Origin of the sequence: Noviherbaspirillum sp. L7-7A, assembly GCF_019052805.1 — a bacterium.
GTDB lineage: Bacteria > Pseudomonadota > Gammaproteobacteria > Burkholderiales > Burkholderiaceae_D > Noviherbaspirillum_A.
This window is the reverse complement of record NZ_JAHQRJ010000001.1, coordinates 3,192,012-3,208,877: the sequence shown is the minus strand read 5'-3', so window position 1 is coordinate 3,208,877 and position 16,866 is coordinate 3,192,012. Positions and strand designations below refer to the sequence as shown.

The following is a 16,866-nucleotide window of genomic DNA, read 5'->3' as shown; positions in this document are numbered from 1 at the left end:
GCGAATGAATAGCCTGCAGCAAAGTGTTCATCCCTTATCCGCGGCTTCCGCGCAGGACTCCGCGCAGGCCGAGATGGATGAAGCCAACCGGCTGGGCATGATGTACAGCAGCGGTGATGGCGTTCCCCAGGACTGGGAGCAGGCGCGCACCTGGTTTCGCAAGGCAGCTGACCGGGGGCATGCGAATGCGCAATTCAATCTGGCCGTTATCTACAGCAATGGCAGGCGCGCGCAGGACTATGCGCATGCGCTGCTGTGGTATCGCAAGGCTGCGCACCAGGGGCATGCCAAGGCCCAGTTCAATCTGGGCCTGATGTATGCCAATGGCCAGGGCGTGCAGCAAGACCAGGCGCAGGCCCTGGCCTGGTACACCGAGGCCGCTGAACTTGGCCATGCCGGCGCGCAGAACAATCTCGGATTGATGTACGTGAATGGCGTGGGCGTACCGGCCGACGGCATGCGCGCGCTGCACTGGTTCCAGCGCGCGGCGGACCAGAACGATCCGGCGGCGCAGAACAATCTCGGATTGATGTACGCCAGCGGCAAATCGTTGCCGCAGGATTTGCAGCAGGCAGCCGGATGGTATGGCAGGGCGGCCGCCCAGGGGTATGCGCTGGCGCAGTACAACCTGGCGGCGATGCTGGAAGCCGGGCAGGGCGTACCGGTGGACCTGCCGCAGGCGCAGGCCCTGTTTCGCGCTGCGGCCGAACAGGGGCTGGCCAAGGCGCAATACAGCCTGGCCGTGATGTACGACCGCGGCCATGGCCTGCCGCGCGATGCGCAGCAGGCCATGGCCTGGTATTGCAAGGCGGCCGAGCGCGGCAATGCGCATGCGCAGTTCAGCCTGGGCTTGCGTTACGACGCCGGCAACGGCGTGCAGCAGGATGCGACCAAGGCGCTCTCGTGGTATCGCCGTGCTGCCGAGCAGGGGCATGCAAGGGCGCAGTTCAATCTGGGAACGATGTATGCGCAGGGCCATGGCGTAGCAGCCGATGGAGCGCAGGCCTGGGCCTGGCTGAACCTGGCAGCCGGGCAAGGCATCTGGCAGGCCAGCCGCGCGCTTGCGCAGCTGGCGCAGGAAATGACGCCAGGCCAGTTGGCCGCGGCTGCCGGGATCAGCAGCGCATTGCAGGGCAAGGCCGGTGCAGACAGCGCTGTGGCGCAAGGCTAGGCGCCTGCGCGGCAAAAGTTTCCGCGGTTGAATCGCCGCTGATTCAGCCAGCCGACTGCACGGTGCCGAAAAGCTTGTCGCGCGCAGCCGAGCGGATGGCCACTACCGCCGGATGCGTCAGGCGCCGTTCCATCGAGACTGCATAGAACTGCTCATTGACCTCATTGGTCGTTCCAAGACGCTGCACTGCAAGCTGCTTCCTCAGGCGCGCGGCAACGGCCTGCGGTGCGCAGAAGATGCCGGCGCCGGCTTCGCCAAAGGCTTTCATCAGGGCGCCATCATCGAATTCGCCGACGATCTGGGGCCGTATGCCAATCCGGTCAAACCAGCGCAGCAGCCTCGGGCGCATCGCGGCATCCTCGCCGGGCAACAGGAAGGGGGCGCCGTCCAGGCTGTGCGGAAAGCCCTTGCGGTATTGCCGCGCCAGCGCTGGCGCGGCAAAGAAATCCAGACCACATTCACCCAGCAGGTGATTGAAGCCACGTACTTCGACATTGGCGGGCAGCGGGCTGTCTGCGATCACGATGTCGAGCTGATGGGTCGCCAGTTCGGCCAGCAACTGGCGCGGCTTGCCCTCGCGGCAGATAATGCGCAGCCCCTGCGGCAACTGCATCGCCGGTTCCAGCAGCAGGTACGCCATGGCCTTGGGCACAGCGTCGGTCACGCCGACCCGCAGTTGCAGCGTGCGCTCGCCCGGCCCGCGCCGCACGGCTTCCTCGAGTTCTCCGCCCAGCGTGAAGATATCGTCGGCATAACGCAGCACCAGGCGCCCCATGTCATTGAGCTGCAGGCGGCGGCCCACGCGGTCAAACAGCTGATGGCCCAGTATCTCCTCGAATAGCGTCAGCTGGCCGCTGATGGTCTGGGCCGTCACATGCAGGCGTGCGCTGGCGCGCCCGATGCTCCCGGTTTTGGCGACCATCCAGAAGTAATGGAGGTGTTTGTAGTTCATTGCGCCCATGGTTTTCTCATCGGTTTTTTCGAATTTCACAAACGTTATATTCGAATATTCAAGCCAATCGCGCCGTCCTATAGTGTGCCTCACCAACACCCGAAAGGAGAAACTCATGAAGATCGCCATTCACTCCCGACGCTTTGGACTGACCGCGGCGCTGCAGGAATATACCCTGCACCAGTTGCGCAGCGCACTGTCGCATACCCGTGCCAGGGTGCGGCACGTGACGGTACGGCTGTGTGATCTCAACGGGCCACGCGGCGGCGCCGACAAGCACTGTGGCATTCACGTGGTGGTGGACGGCGTGGGGCAGGTGGTCACTACCAGCACGGACCGCGACCTGTATGCCGCCATCGCCCAGGCGGCGCGGCGCATCAGCCGTGGCGTGGCACGACGCCTGAGCCAGAGGCGTACGGTCAAGGCGTCACAATTGCATGTCGCGGCCCAGTCATGAGATGCCCCGCATGTGACGCGGCCACGCTGACGCCACAGTATCGGGAAGGCGTCGAAATCGACTGGTGCGCCCGATGCCGCGGCGTTTGGCTGGACCGTGGCGAACTCGACAAGTTGCTTGACCGTCTGAGTGCCTATCGAGGAAGCAATGACGCCAGGCGTGGCGAGCAGTCCATGTATCGAGCGCAGTCCGCGAGCCCGGCAATGCGCCGGCGGCGCAGTTTTCTTGCCGAACTGTTCGACTTCGATTGAACTGCCGGCAGGACGCGTTACCAAGCGTATCGGGAATTTTCAGGGCTGACATGCGGATCGTCATGTCGGCCTTTTTATTGTCAAGGGTTGATAAGGGTTGTCATGGCGGATATTGAAACCTTCGCGACCGCGCCGATGTGGACTGGCTTCATCCTGTTTGTCATCGGCATGCTGGTCATTGATATGGTGGTGCTTGGCGGGCGCAATGCTCACAAGGTGTCTTTCCGTGAAGCGCTGGGCTGGTCAATCGCCTGGTTTGCACTGGCGTTGCTGTTCAACCTGCTGCTCTGGTGGCATCTGGACAATACGGTCGGCCGTGAAGTGGCCAACGTCAAGGGCCTGGAATTCCTGTCCGGTTACCTGATTGAAAAGGCGCTGTCGGTCGACAATATTTTTGTCTTCCTGATGCTGTTCAGCTATTTCGCGGTACCGGCGGAATTCCAGCGACGCGTGCTGCTGTATGGCGTGATCGGCGCCATCGTGATGCGCGCTGTCATGATCCTGCTCGGTGCCTGGCTGATCAGCCAGTTCAGCTGGATCCTGTATGTCTTCGGCGCCTTCCTGTTGTTTACCGGCGTGAAGATGCTGATCTTCGCCAACCACGAGCCGGATCTGGAAACCAATCCGCTGCTGCGCTGGATGCGCGGCCATATGCGGGTCACCACTGACTATCATGGCGAGCGGTTCTTCATCATGCGCGATGGCCTGCGCCATGCCACGCCCCTGTTCCTGGTGCTGGTGCTGATCGAGTTCACCGACCTGGTATTCGCGGTCGACAGTATTCCGGCAATCTTTGCCATTACCAGCGATCCCTTCATCGTCTTTACTTCCAACATGTTTGCCATCATGGGATTGCGTGCGCTGTATTTCCTGCTGGCTGGCATGGCCGACCGCTTCCATTATCTGAAATATGGTCTGGCCGTGGTGCTGGTATTCATTGGCGGCAAGATGCTGGCGGCGCAGTGGTATCACATGCCAGTCCAGGTGTCCCTGGGTATCGTCGGGCTGATCCTGCTGGTGGCGATAGCGGCAAGCCTGGTAGAGCCAGCTCGTCACACTGTCTGAACTCCGGCCGTGTGCCCTTTGCCTGCCAGGATGGCAGGCAAAGGAAAAGGCGCTCTTTCGTCTATCTAGTGGAAAACGATCAAGCCTTATCCCTGCTTCACGAACCTTTTTACCTCGCGATGTCTTAACAAACAGACAGCAGCCCTGATCGGGCTGTGCGCGTGACGCGCGGCGATATGCGCGGCGACCCCGGTAAAAAGGAGAAAAATCATGCTGGCAATGGATTACAGAGGTCCCTACCGCGTACGAGCGAAGCACAAGCCCGACCCGGTAATCGAGCACCCGAATGACGCTATCGTCCGCGTCACCCGGTCCTGCATCTGCGGCTCCGATCTGCACCTGTATCACGGCCTGGTGCCGGACACCCGGATCGGCTCCACCTTCGGCCATGAATTCACTGGCGTGGTGGAGGATGTCGGGTCTTCCGTGCAAAACCTCAAGGTGGGCGACCATGTTCTGGTGCCCTTCAACATCTTTTGCGGCTCCTGCTATTTCTGCCAGAAGGAGTTGTACAGCAATTGCCATAACGTTAATCCGGAAGCGACTGCGGTTGGCGCCATTTACGGCTATTCCCATACGGCCGGCGGCTACGATGGCGGCCAGGCTGAACTGGTGCGTATCCCGATGGCCGATGTCGGGCCGACTGTCATTCCCAAGGACTTGCATGTGGAAGACGCGGTGCTGTTGACCGATGCGTTCCCCACCGGCTATCAGGCGGCGGAGATGGGCGATATCGAAGAAGGCGACACCGTGGTGGTGTTCGGCGCCGGCCCGGTCGGCATCTTTGCCGCCAAATCCGCCTGGCTGATGGGAGCCGGCCGTGTGATCGTCGTCGATCATGTCGAGTACCGCCTTGAATTCATCAAGAATTATGCGCAGTGCGAGGTCGTCAACTTCAAGGAGGTGGCCGACATGGCCATCCACATCAAGAAGATGACAGACGGGCTGGGCGCGGATGTCTGTATCGACTGCGTCGGCTGCGAGGCGGCGGGCAATGCCGCCCAGACGCTCACCGGTCGCTACCTGAAGCTGCAGGCTGGCGCAGCGACCGTCCTGCACTGGGCCATCAACTCGGTGCGCAAGGGCGGCACGGTGTCGATTGTCGGGGTTTATGGCCCCACCTTCAATGCGATCCCGATCGGCAATGCAATCAACAAGGGCCTGACCATGCGGATGAACCAGGCCAGCGTCAAGCGTCATCTGCCGCGGCTGATTGAACATATCCAGGCCGGCCGCATCATTCCGCGCCAGATCATCACGCACCGGATCCCATTGGAAGAAGTGGCCGATGCCTATCACCTGTTTTCCAGCAAGCTCGACAATTGCATCAAGACTGTCCTGATACCGCCGGGCGCTTACAGCAATAGCGTTGTCGCCAAGGAAGAAGCCTGAACCCACGGACCAAGGAGCGCAGCATCATGGACATCCAGCACAACACCACACCCGAGATCGGCCACCATCATCACGAAAAACCCAAGCGCGACATGTCGCACATCACCGGCTGGGGAGCCGACCTGGACCATAAGAACCGTCCTGCCTACCCAATGGAACGTACGCCGCCCCGGCTGGACAATGTGCACTGGGATGTGCCCGAGCAGCAACCGGTGAACGTCAAGGTTTTCCATTCGACCGAGCGGCCGAGCATCACGCCGGTATTCGGCACCAGTGTCCCGCCCACCGGCTTGTCCGGGAAAATCCGTGATTTCGCCTTTACCCTGAGCGAAAACGACATCCGCCACTGGCTGCTGCTGCTGTTCGCAGACCGGGTCAACATGGTCGAAGGCCTGGCCGATGACCTCAAGTCCGGACATATTCCCAACATCCTCGGCGAAATGGGCATCATGGCCGAGGTCAAGCACAATCCGATCGGCCTAGCCGGCAAGGCACTGGCCATCGGCGGTGCCATCGGGTTGATCTACAGTTTGAGGCAGCGCCGCAAGCTCCGTCCCTGGCGCTGATCGAGTAGCCGTTAGCCCGCCTGGCTAAGAGCGGGCAACGTTTCACGCGGGATTGCAACTTACGGCGGGCGCGCCAACGGGGCGCGCCTTGTCCCTTACTGCAATCCGCATGATATTCCTTCATTCAAAACTGATTCATTACGGTTTTCTCCTGACCCTGGCTGCCGGCCTTGCGGTCTTCAGTTGCGACCGTGTTGAAGGGCCGCTATTTCCGGGCCTGTCCGCCGTTGCGCCGGAGATGGCGCAGGTCTATCTGTACCGGCGTGACGCCATGGCTGCCTATGCCCAGGGCTTTGATGTCATTATTGACGGCAAAATTTGCGGACAACTGTCAAATGCATCCTACCTGCGCCTATCCCTGGCGCCAGGCCGGCATCTACTGGAGGTTGCGCCCGGTCCCAGGGCTGCCGTGATCGAGGCGAAAGTCGACGCGCAGCCAGGGAAGAACATGTTTTTTGAATTCGTCTTTTCGACCGGACTGGATATGCAGCCACTCTTTCACGATGCTCTGATCGCAAACAGGGAGGAGCGTGAAGCCATGCTGACTTTGCCCAAATTGCGGGAAAAGGCGCTCTATTTGGTGCAAGGCGCTAAATAAACACTGCTTTATGTCGCGGAATCAATATTGACCATTGCATCCTTTGCCATGATCGGCAAAAATCATGGTCCGCTCAAAAAGCGACAAAAAGGAGACTTTGCAGCATGTTAATCAGGAACCAGAAGGACTTCTGGTCGGGGGTGATGTTTGCCGCCTTCGGCCTTTTCTTCGCCGGGTTTGGTACCCGTTACACCTTCGGCTCGGCCGCCCGCATGGGCCCCGGCTACTTCCCCACCGTACTGGGCGTCATCCTCATCGTCATGGGCGTCGGCATTGCCCTGATGGCGCTCTCGCCCAAGGCCGAGGCGCACAAGGTCGACCGCTTTTCCTGGGCCACCATCATCCTCATCCTCGGCTCGGTCGTGCTCTTCGGCTTGTTCCTGCCGCGCCTGGGCCTGGTCATTTCCCTCGTCACCGTGGTGCTGGTGTCGAGCTATGCCAGCCATGAATTCGGCTGGCGCGCCGCCCTGATCAACACCGTCGTGCTGGTCCTGCTGTGCCTGTTCGTCTTCGTCTATGCCCTGAGTCTGCAGTTTCCGCTGTGGCCCACTTTCCTCGGCGCCTAAGGAGCACACATGGAAACCCTGATTGCCAACCTCTCCACCGGCTTCGGCGCGGTGCTGGCCCTGGAGCCGTTCTCGGTCTTCGGCCTGACCATGAGCCTGCCGATGAACCTGGCCTACTGCTTCATCGGCGCTTTGATCGGCACCCTGATCGGCGTGCTGCCCGGCCTGGGCCCGATCGCCACCATCGCCATGCTGCTGCCGGCAACCTATGCGCTGCCCCCGCTGGGCGGCCTGATCATGCTGGCCGGCATTTACTATGGCGCCCAGTACGGCGGCTCCACCACCGCCATCCTGGTCAACCTGCCCGGCGAGACCTCGTCGGTGGTCACCTGTATCGACGGCTACCAGATGGCCCGCCGCGGCCGCGCCGGCGTGGCCCTGTCCACCGCCGCCATCGGCTCGTTCTTTGCCGGCTGCGTCGGCACGCTGCTGCTGGCCGCCTTTGCGGTGCCGCTGGCCGAAGTGGCCTTCAAGTTCGGCCCGGCCGAGTACTTCTCGCTGATGGTGCTGGGCATGATCGGCGCCGTCGTCCTGGCCTCCGGCTCGCTGGTCAAGGCCATTGCCATGATTGTGCTGGGCCTGTTGGGCGGCGTGATCGGCACGGACGTGAACACCGGCGTGTCGCGCTATGCGTTTGACATTCCCGAGCTGTCCGACGGCGTGAGCTTTGCCGCGGTGGCCATGGGCGTGTTCGGCTTTGCCGAGGTGATGACCAACCTCGAGCAGAAGGAAAAGCGCGAAGTCTTCACCAGCAAGATCACCACCCTGTTCCCGTCGAAGGACGACTTCAAGCGCATGGTGGCGCCCATCCTGCGCGGCACCGCCCTGGGCTCGATGCTGGGCATCCTGCCCGGCGGCGGCGCGGCCTTGGCCTCGTTCGGCGCCTACACCATGGAAAAGAAGATCAGCAGGAACAGCGCCGAGTTCGGCAAGGGCGCCATCGAAGGCCTGGCCGGTCCGGAGTCGGCCAACAATGCCGCGGCGCAGACCTCGTTCATTCCGCTGCTGACGCTGGGCATTCCGCCCAATGCGGTCATGGCGCTGATGGTGGGCGCCATGACGATCCACAACATCCAGCCGGGCCCGCAGGTCATGACCAGCAACCCGACGCTGTTCTGGGGCCTGATCGTGTCGATGTGGCTGGGCAATGCGATGCTGGTGATCCTGAACCTGCCGCTGATCGGCATCTGGATCAAGCTCTTGACGGTGCCGTACCGCTACCTGTACCCGGCGATCCTGGTGTTCTGCTGCATTGGCGTCTACACGGTCAACAACAGCGTGTTCGACGTGTTCATGACGGCGGGCTTTGGCGTGCTGGGCTATGTGTTCATCAAGCTGGGCTGCGAGGGCGCGCCGCTGCTGCTGGGCTTCGTGCTGGGGCCGATGATGGAGGAGAACTTCCGCCGTTCGCTGCTGCTGTCGCGGGGCGACTTCAGCGTGTTCTTCACGCGGCCGATCTCGCTGGGCCTGCTGCTGGCGGCCGCGGCGCTGGTGGTGATCGTGGCGCTGCCGTCGATCAAGTCCAAGCGCGAGGAGGCGTTCCAGGAAGAGGCCTGAAACACGGCCATGCCGTCGCAGGACGGCATGGCGACGGGTGATGAAAAAACCGGCGCTGCGGCGCCGGTTTTTTATTTGGGGATTCATGCAAGTTGTAGGGCGTAATACCCCGCAGGGGCATTACGCGTGGTCGCAAAGAATGGCAGCCCACGACTCCCCAACATTCTGCAAAGCCGTGCAATGCCCTTCGGGGATTGCACCCTACAAAGGCGTCCAAAAACGGTAAATGTCTTTCCCGCTGAGATCTCTTACCTGGCTGACTACTTTCCTGCCTGGTACTGGTCGCGCAGTTCACGCTTCAACACCTTGCCAATGGCGCTGCGCGGCAGCGATTCGGCGAACTCCAGCGCCGACAGCCGTTGCGTCTTGCCGACCCGCTCATTGACCCAGGCCATCAGCGCATCCGGTGTGATGCCGGCGCCTGTCCGCGGCACGACATAGGCCACTGGCGTTTCGCCCCAGGCCGTCGATGGCACGCCTACCACCGCAGCGTCGGCCACGTCCGGATGCTCGCGCAGCACGGCTTCCAGGTCGCTCGGGTAGATGTTGAAGCCGCCGGAAATAATCATGTCCTTCTTGCGGTCCAGCAGCGTCAGGAAACCGTCGGCATCGAAACGCCCGAGGTCGCCGGTGCGGATGAAACGCTTGCCGTCGGGCGCGTACCACTCGGCCTCGGCGGTTTTCTCCGGCTGGTTGAAGTAACCCTGCATCATCGCGCCGGAATGGCCAACCACCTCGCCGGTTTCGCCCGGCCCGACTTCCCGACCCTGCTCGTCAATCAGGCGGATGTCGTGCTCCGGCGCCGGCTGGCCCACCGTGTGCAGCTTGTCCGGATGCTCGTGCGCGGCCAGGATGCAGGTGCCGCCACCTTCCGTCATGCCGTAATACTCGACCAGGCCGCCAGGCCAGCGTTTCAGGATGTCGGCTTTCAATGCAGCCGAGAAGGGTGCGCTGGTGCAGAACTTCATCCGGAAGGAAGACAGGTCGTAACGGTCGAAATCCGGATGCGCCATCAGCCGCTGGTATTGCACCGGCACCAGCATGGTATGGGTGACCCGATGTTTTTGCGCCAGTTCGAGATAGGTGCCGGCGTCGAACTTGGCCATCATCACAACCGTGCCGCCGAGCGCAATGGTCGGGAAAAAGCTGACCAGCGTGGTGTTGGAATACAAGGGGGTGGAAATCAGCGTCACCGCCTCGGTGCCGTAGCCGTTCAGGTGGCCGCGCTTGACATGCTGCCAGCGCATGCCGTGCGGCTGGGTAATGCCCTTGGGCGCGCCGGTAGTGCCGGAGGAATAGATGATGTTGAAGATCCAGTCCGGCTGCAGCTGCACCGGTTGCGGCGCCGCGCCGGGCGCAGCCAGCCAGCTGTCCCAGCCGGGTTCGGCGCTGCCGTCCAGGCGCACTTGGGCCACATCGATGCGGTCCTGCACCGCGGCCAGCGTAGGGGCGGTGCTGGCATCGAGGAAAAGCCGCTTCGCGCCGCAATCGCGGATCATGATCGCCAGGCTTTCCGCGGTGGAGGAAGGCGCCAGCGGCGCTACCGCCACGCCGGCGCGCAGGGCGCCGAGGAACAGCGCAGCGTACTGGATCGAGGTGCCGGCGCAAATCGCAATGGCCTCGCGTGGCTGCACGCCGTCGCGTTGCAGAGAGGCAGCCACCCGGTTCATTAATGCGTCCAGTTCGGCATAGCTCACGCTGCGGTCGTCCTGCACCAGCGCCGGATGGCCGGGCTGCTGCTGTGCATGCAGATGGATCAGTTCGGGGATGGTGCCGAAATCGCGGTCAAGCAGGGTTTCTATCGTCATGGTCTTCATGGTTGGTTCAGACAGAAAATAGCGGCTTATAGCGCCGCGTACACCAGGTTGCGGAACAGCTGGCGGTAATGCGAGCGCTGTTCCGGCGCCTGCATCAGGAAAATCGCCGCCAGTTCTTCCTGCGGATCGATCCAGAAATAGGTGCCGGCCAGGCCGCTCCAGTTGTAGTCGCCGAGCGAGCCCGGCACGATGGCGTCGCCGGCGGCAATGCGCACCGCGAAGCCAAGACCGAAGCCGTAGCCCGGACCGGGCAGGAAGTCCAGTGTGGCGCGGGCGCCGGGCAGGTCGCCGAGGTGGTCGCTGGTCATGGTTTCCACGGTCTTGCGCGACAGGATGCGCACGCCGTCCAGCGTGCCGTGCCCCGCCAGCATGCGCACGAAGCGCAGGTAGTCACGCACGGTGGAAACCATGCCGCCGCCGCCGGAGAGGAAGTCGGGCTTGCGCCGCACATTGATCAGCTTGACCGCCACGCCGGTCTGCGGATCGGTATCGAAGGCTTCGGCCAGGCGGTACTGCTGGTTTTCCGGCACCCAGAAGCCGCTGTCATTCATGCCCAGCGGGCCGAGGATGCGCTGCTGCAGGAATGCCTCCAGGTCCATGCCGGAAATGCGTTCCACCAGCGCGCCCAGCACATCGGTGGAGCGGCTGTATTCCCAGATCGTGCCCGGCTGGTAGGCCAGTGGCACCGTGGCCAGCCGGCGCACCATCTCGGCATTGGTCACGTCCTTGCGCTCCACGCCGGCGTCGCCATAAGCGCTCTTGACCAGCGATTCGCCGAAGATGCCATAAGTCAGGCCCGAGGTATGGCGCAACAGGTCATGCACCGTCATTTCGCGCTGGGCCGGCACGGTGTTCAACACCGGCTCTCCGTTTTCATCGGCCGATGCAACGCCGACCCGGGGTTGGCCCAGTTCCGGCAGAAAAGCCGACACCGGCTGGCTGATCAGGAGCCGGCCTTCCTCGACCAGCATCATCACCGCGACCGAGACGATGGGCTTGGTCATGGAATAGATGCGGAAAATGCTGTCGATGGACATAGGCACGCCGGCGGCGGCGTTCTGCATGCCCAGCGCCTTTTCATAAACCACTTCGTCGCGATGGGAAACCAGCATCACGGCGCCGGGAATGCGGCCGTTGTCAATGTCGGCCTGTATCGTGCGGGTGAGGTGTTCAAGGCGGGCCGGATCGAGGCGGAAATCGGCGCGCGCGAGCGGCGCCATCAGGCTGTTTGCTGTCATTTGAGCTGTCTCGCTGGTTGTAGTTTGATTAACGCAGTCATTGTAGCGAGAAGCGGAGGCGCCGGCTTTGTGCCCGCCGCAGCCGTCTATGCGCCGAGCGCGCCCGCTTCCAGGGTGCCGATGCGCTGCGAAGCCATGACCATGTGGTGGCGCGCGGCGGCGCTGGCGGCGGCCGGGTCGCCGGCGGCGATGGCTTCCAGCAGGGCATGATGCTCGTCCAGCACCTGCCGGCCCATTTCCTGCCGCTCGGCTTCCAGCGCCCGGGTTACCGTCATGGCGCCGCGCAGGAACTGCCCCAGGAAGTCCCACAGCGCCAGGAAATGCGGATTGCCGGTGGCGCGCGCAATCGCCCGGTGGAATGCCATATCGGCATCCACGCCGTCGCCGCCGGTGGCCACATCGGCTTCGATTGCGGCCAGCGCAGCGCGGATTTCGTCCAGTTGCGCCGGCGTGCGCCGCTCGGCCGCCAACGCGGCGATTTCCGATTCCAGCCCGCGCCGCAGTTCCACCACCTGCAACAAGGACTGCACCGAGTCGGCGACGGTCGGATCGATGCGGAAGGGCGTATCCATGCTGCCGGTGCGCACATAAACGCCGCTGCCCTGGCGCGATTCGACCAGCCCTTCCGACTTGAGCCGCGACACTGCCTCGCGGATGACCGTGCGGCTTACGCCGAAGCTGGTGGCCATGCGCATTTCCGACGGCAGCCGGGCGCCGGGCGGATATTCACCGGTGCGGATCAGCGACAGCAGGGCGGCCGTGACACGGTCCGGCATCTTGGCGGTGGCGCTCAGGGTTGCTATCGGAAGATCCTGCAGCTTGGTCATGGAGCGGTCCTGAAGGGGAAATGTATTGTAATCATACAACTGGCTCGGCTATGCTTCCACACGATCCGGCGCGCCCTGGGCCATGCCGGCACGCAGGCAGATGTAGACGGCAACGGAACTTGCCATGCGTCATGGCGTCTTCCTGATTGTTCACGGCGACCATTGCACTTTGCAATGCAAGGCAGAAATGCAGCGCAGCGCACAATGAGCAATGCGCCGCCACGCACGACCACCCAACCCTGGAGGATCATCATGCCTGACCAGCACTTCATCGGTAACCGCTGGGTCGCTTCGGCATCGCGCCAGGCGATTCCCGTCATCGATCCCTCCGATGGCCAGCAATATGACGAAATCGCCCGCGGCAATGCCGAAGATATCCAGTTCGCCATCCAGACGGCGCGCACGGCGTTCGAGGGCGAATGGAGCGTGATGTCGGCCGCCGAGCGCGGCCGATTGCTTTATCGGCTGTCCCAGGCCCTGATCGAGCATGGCGAGGAGTTTGCGCAGCTCGAAGCGCGCGACTGCGGCAAGCCGCTGCGCCAGGCGCGCGCCGATGCCGCCGCGGTGGCGCGCTACTTCGAGTTCTATGCCGGCGCCTGCGACAAGCTGCATGGCGAAACCATTCCGTATCAGGCTGGCTACACGGTGCTGACGCTGCGCGAGCCGCTGGGCGTAACCGGCCACATCATTCCCTGGAACTACCCGCTGCAGATCTTCGGGCGCTCGGTCGGCGGCGCGCTGGCGGCCGGCAATACCTGCGTGGTCAAGCCGGCCGAGGATGCCTGCATGTCCATCCTGCGCCTGGCGCAGCTGGCGGCGGACATCGGCTTCCCCGCCGGCGTGATCAACATCGTTACCGGCTATGGCCATGAAGCGGGTGCGGCGCTGGTGTCGCATCCGGGCATCGATCATGTGTCCTTCACCGGCTCGCCTTCGGTCGGCACCCTGGTGTCGCAGGCGGCCGCCGTCAACCATGTGCCGGTCACGCTGGAGCTGGGCGGCAAGTCGCCGCAGATCGTGTTTGCCGACGCCGACATGGACCTGCTGCTGCCGGCCGTGACCAGCGCCATCGTGCAGAACGCCGGCCAGACCTGCTCAGCCGGCAGCCGCCTGCTCATCGAGCGGCCCGCCTATGAAAAGGTGCTGGACCTGCTGGCCAGCGTGTTCGAACGGCTGCAGGTCGGCCCGGCCCAGATGGACCTCGACTGCGGTCCGCTGATCCGCCGCCAGCAGCAGCAGCGGGTCTGGGACTTCCTGTCGGACGCGCACAGCGACGGCATCTCGGTGATGGCCCAGGGCAGCATCGTGCCGCAGGCGCCGGAAAGCGGCTTCTACCAGGCGCCGACCCTGCTGCGCGACGTGCCGCATACCCATCGCCTGGCGCAGGAGGAAGTGTTCGGCCCGGTCCTGGCGGCCATGGCCTTCGACGACGAGCATGACGCGCTGCGGCTGGCCAACAGCACCGCCTTCGGCCTGGTCGCCGGCGTCTGGACCGAGAACGGCGCGCGCCAGATGCGCATGGCCCGCGCGGTGCGCGCCGGCCAGGTCTTCATCAACAACTACGGCGCCGGCGGCGGGGTTGAGCTGCCCTTCGGCGGCGTCAAGGCCAGCGGCCATGGCCGTGAAAAAGGGTTCGAGGCGCTGTACGGCTTCACTGCGCTGAAGACCATCGCCATCCGGCATGGCTGATGCGCGACAGCATTCATTTCGATAACAACAGGAGACAGCATGCGGTTAAAGGACAAGGTGGTGATCGTTACCGGCGCCGGATCGGGCATCGGCGAAGGCATTGCCAAACGGCTGGCGGAAGAGGGCGCGAAAGTGGTCGTCAATGACCTGCTGCCGGCCGGCGGCGAGCGGGTGACGGAAGAGATACTGGCCGGCGGCGGCATGGCCCGCTTCATCCAGGGCGATGTGACATCCAGCGCCAGCATGGCGGCGCTGGTTGCCCAAGCCGTGCAGCAGTTCGGCCGGCTGGACGTGATGGTCAACAACGCCGGCTGGACCCATCGCAACCAGCCCATGCTGGACGTGCCGGAAGAAGACTTCGACCGCTGCTATGCGGTGAACGTGAAGAGCATCTACCTGTCGGCCATGCATGCCACGCCGGTGTTCCGGCGCCAGGGCGGCGGCGTGTTCATCAACATCGCGTCCACCGCCGGCGTGCGGCCGCGGCCCGGCCTGACCTGGTACAACGGCAGCAAGTCGGCCGTGATCGGCACCAGCAAGTCGATGGCGGTGGAACTCGGGCCGGACAACATCCGGGTCAACTGCATCAACCCGGTGTTCAATCCGGATACGGCGCTGTCGACATCCTTCATCGGCGGCGAGATCACCGAGGAGCGGCGGGCGAAATTCCTGTCGACGATTCCGCTGGGACGGTTCTCGACCGCGCTGGATGTGGCCAATGCGGCGCTGTACCTGGCCTCGGATGAGGCCGCATTCATCAGCGGCGTGTGCATTGAAGTGGATGGCGCGCGCTGCGTCTAGCGAATAAGCGACGCAGTCGGCAATTCAGGCAGAAGCCGCGGCAGGGGATACCCGCCGCGGCTTTTTACATCAGCGGTGATAGACGATGTCGCGCAGGTACAGCGACAGTCCGGGGAAATAGGTCACCACCATCAGGCAGGCAATCACGGTCAGCACGAAGGGCAAGAGCCTCGGGATGATGCGGTCCAGCGAGATCTTCGCCACGGTGCAGGCGGCAAACAGGTTCACGCCGAATGGCGGCGTGATCATGCCCAGCGCCAGGTTCACCACCATCACCATGCCGAAGTGCACCGGGTCGATGCCGAAGCGCATCGCCACCGGGGCCAGGATCGGCGCCAGCACGATGATCGAGGCCGAGGTCTCGATGAACATGCCGATCACGAACAGCGCGGCGTTCACGCCCAGCAGGAAGTAGGCGGGGCTCTTGAGCACGTCGGCCAGCCAGGCGCCGATCATGTCGGGCACGCCGGCGCGGGTGATCATGAAGGAGAACAGGCCGGCATTGGCGATGATGAACATCACCACCGCCGACGACAGCACCGACTTCCTGAAGATGACGACCAGGTCCGGCAGCTTGATTTCGCGGTAGATGAAGACGCCCACCACGAGGGCATAGAACACCGCCACTGCGGACGCCTCGGTCGGGGTGAAGATGCCGCCGTAGATGCCGCCCAGGATAATGACGGGCATCAGCAGCGCCAGTGCAGCCTGGCGGGTGGCAGGCAGCACGTTCATCTTGCCGACATGGTCATCCTTGCCATAGCCCTTGAAGCGGGCATAGATCACCGCGAAGATCATCAGCGCAATGCCGATGAACAGGCCGGGGCCGATGCCGGCAATGAACAGCTCGCCGATCGAGACTTCGGCCGACACGCCGTACAGGATCATCGGGATGGATGGCGGGATGATCACGCCCAGTTCCGCCGACGTTGCCTGCAGCGCAGCCGCATAGCCGACCGGATAGCCATGCTTGATCAGGGCCGGGATCAGGATGGCGCCAATGGCGAAGGTGGTGGCTACCGACGAGCCGGACACGGCGGCGAAGATCATGCAGGTCAGCACGCAGCTGGCGGCCAGGCCGCCCTGGATGCCGCCGACCAGCGACTTGGCGAACTCCACCAGCCGGCGCGAGATGCCGCCGGTTTCCATCAGGTTGCCGGCCAGGATGAAGAAGGGAATCGCGGCCAGAGGAAACTTGTTGATTGAATTGAAGATCTCCTTCGCCACCAGCAGCATGTTGGCATTGGCGACGGAAATTCCGACGATGCTGGCCAGGCCGATCGATACCGCAATCGATACCGAAAAGGCGAAGCAGACAATCATCGTGATGAGCATGGTGGTGGACATGAATGGCTCTCTTGATGTCGGTTCAGGTTGCGGTTTCGAGTTCTTCGTGGCGCGGATCGAGGAAGTTGCCGATCACGCCCACCATGGCGCACAGCGCGCCGACCGGCATGGAGAGGTAAGCCCAGAACATCGAGAATGCCTCCAGGCCGATGATGGTCTGCACCTGGCCGCGTACGGCATAGTCCCAGCCGAACCAGGCGATGAAGCCCAGCAGCACCAGCGACGCCGCCATGATCAGGAAGTCCAGCACGCGGCGGAAGGCGGGCGAGGACTTGCGGTGCATCAGGTCCACCGACACCATGGAGCCCAGCCGGAACGCGGCCGGTATGCCGAGAAACACCATCCAGATCAGGGAAAAGCGCACCAGCACCTCGCTCCATTCGGAAGGCTGCTCCAGCACGAAGCGCATCAGGACCTGAACCATGCCCAGCACGGCGGCAATGAGCAGCATGATGCCGGCGATGCTGAGCGATACGAGATTCAGGCCATGCTCAAATTTGAGGAAGGCAGATTTCATGTTGCTGTCCTTGAGGGGAAAGTCGCTCGCGACGAGCGCCGCCCCGGATGGGGGC

At 63.2% G+C, this 16,866-nt stretch carries 17 protein-coding genes; 11 read left to right on the top strand and 6 right to left on the bottom strand.

Features of this window, described 5'->3' with window-relative positions:
* Positions 1–4: 4 nt before the first annotated feature.
* Complete coding sequence (locus tag KTQ42_RS14615; protein ID WP_217346157.1) at positions 5–1,171, top strand: tetratricopeptide repeat protein; 1,167 nt, start codon at positions 5–7, stop codon at positions 1,169–1,171.
* Between the two features lie 43 nt (positions 1,172–1,214).
* Here the strand turns inward: KTQ42_RS14615 and nhaR are convergent, their stop codons facing one another.
* Positions 1,215–2,132 carry a transcriptional activator NhaR gene (nhaR, locus tag KTQ42_RS14610; protein ID WP_217346984.1) on the bottom strand — a complete coding sequence of 306 codons (918 nt, stop codon included), beginning with the start codon at positions 2,130–2,132 and terminating at the stop codon, positions 1,215–1,217.
* Positions 2,133–2,238: 106 nt separating this feature from the next.
* On the opposite strand from nhaR, the gene KTQ42_RS14605 reads away from it, so the two are divergent.
* The 8 genes from KTQ42_RS14605 to KTQ42_RS14570 all read left to right on the top strand — a co-directional run bounded on the left by KTQ42_RS14605 (position 2,239) and on the right by KTQ42_RS14570 (position 8,575).
* Complete coding sequence (locus KTQ42_RS14605) at positions 2,239–2,580, top strand: HPF/RaiA family ribosome-associated protein (protein WP_217346156.1); 342 nt, start codon at positions 2,239–2,241, stop codon at positions 2,578–2,580.
* Positions 2,577–2,831 carry a zf-TFIIB domain-containing protein gene (locus tag KTQ42_RS14600; RefSeq protein ID WP_217346155.1) on the top strand — a complete coding sequence of 85 codons (255 nt, stop codon included), beginning with the start codon at positions 2,577–2,579 and terminating at the stop codon, positions 2,829–2,831. The genes KTQ42_RS14605 and KTQ42_RS14600 overlap by 4 nt, the downstream gene beginning before the upstream one ends.
* Before the next feature lie 102 nt (positions 2,832–2,933).
* Entirely contained in the window at positions 2,934–3,896 is a 963-nt protein-coding gene (locus KTQ42_RS14595) for a TerC family protein (RefSeq protein WP_217346154.1), read from the top strand.
* A gap of 210 nt (positions 3,897–4,106) precedes the next feature.
* The gene (locus KTQ42_RS14590) at positions 4,107–5,288 is read left to right on the top strand and encodes a zinc-dependent alcohol dehydrogenase (protein ID WP_217346153.1); all 1,182 of its coding nucleotides are present in this window, start codon (positions 4,107–4,109) and stop codon (positions 5,286–5,288) included.
* 26 nt (positions 5,289–5,314) lie between these two features.
* Complete coding sequence (locus KTQ42_RS14585; protein WP_249222772.1) at positions 5,315–5,854, top strand: hypothetical protein; 540 nt, start codon at positions 5,315–5,317, stop codon at positions 5,852–5,854.
* A 109-nt stretch (positions 5,855–5,963) separates the two neighbouring features.
* Entirely contained in the window at positions 5,964–6,452 is a 489-nt protein-coding gene (locus KTQ42_RS14580; RefSeq protein ID WP_217346152.1) for a DUF2846 domain-containing protein, read from the top strand.
* Positions 6,453–6,556: 104 nt separating this feature from the next.
* A complete protein-coding gene (locus KTQ42_RS14575) occupies positions 6,557–7,018 on the top strand; it encodes a tripartite tricarboxylate transporter TctB family protein (RefSeq protein WP_217346151.1) in 462 nt (153 codons plus the stop codon).
* 9 nt (positions 7,019–7,027) lie between these two features.
* Entirely contained in the window at positions 7,028–8,575 is a 1,548-nt protein-coding gene (locus KTQ42_RS14570) for a tripartite tricarboxylate transporter permease (RefSeq protein WP_217346150.1), read from the top strand.
* 260 nt (positions 8,576–8,835) lie between these two features.
* Here the strand turns inward: KTQ42_RS14570 and KTQ42_RS14565 are convergent, their stop codons facing one another.
* From KTQ42_RS14565 to KTQ42_RS14555, 3 genes are all read right to left on the bottom strand, one after another.
* Entirely contained in the window at positions 8,836–10,383 is a 1,548-nt protein-coding gene (locus KTQ42_RS14565; protein ID WP_217346982.1) for a class I adenylate-forming enzyme family protein, read from the bottom strand.
* 35 nt (positions 10,384–10,418) lie between these two features.
* Positions 10,419–11,630, bottom strand: coding sequence for a serine hydrolase domain-containing protein (locus KTQ42_RS14560; RefSeq protein WP_249222771.1), 1,212 nt, complete (start codon positions 11,628–11,630; stop codon positions 10,419–10,421).
* Positions 11,631–11,716: 86 nt separating this feature from the next.
* Entirely contained in the window at positions 11,717–12,457 is a 741-nt protein-coding gene (locus KTQ42_RS14555; RefSeq protein WP_249222770.1) for a FadR/GntR family transcriptional regulator, read from the bottom strand.
* A 252-nt stretch (positions 12,458–12,709) separates the two neighbouring features.
* Between KTQ42_RS14555 and KTQ42_RS14550 the strand changes: the two genes are divergently transcribed.
* Positions 12,710–14,146, top strand: coding sequence for an aldehyde dehydrogenase family protein (locus KTQ42_RS14550; RefSeq protein ID WP_217346149.1), 1,437 nt, complete (start codon positions 12,710–12,712; stop codon positions 14,144–14,146).
* Between the two features lie 39 nt (positions 14,147–14,185).
* Complete coding sequence (locus KTQ42_RS14545; protein ID WP_217346148.1) at positions 14,186–14,947, top strand: SDR family oxidoreductase; 762 nt, start codon at positions 14,186–14,188, stop codon at positions 14,945–14,947.
* 69 nt (positions 14,948–15,016) lie between these two features.
* Here KTQ42_RS14545 and KTQ42_RS14540 read toward each other — a convergent pair whose 3' ends face one another.
* Positions 15,017–16,294, bottom strand: coding sequence for a TRAP transporter large permease (locus KTQ42_RS14540; RefSeq protein ID WP_217346147.1), 1,278 nt, complete (start codon positions 16,292–16,294; stop codon positions 15,017–15,019).
* 22 nt (positions 16,295–16,316) lie between these two features.
* Positions 16,317–16,811, bottom strand: a complete 495-nt coding sequence (locus KTQ42_RS14535; protein ID WP_217346146.1) for a TRAP transporter small permease — start codon at positions 16,809–16,811, stop codon at positions 16,317–16,319.
* Positions 16,812–16,866: the final 55 nt, after the last annotated feature.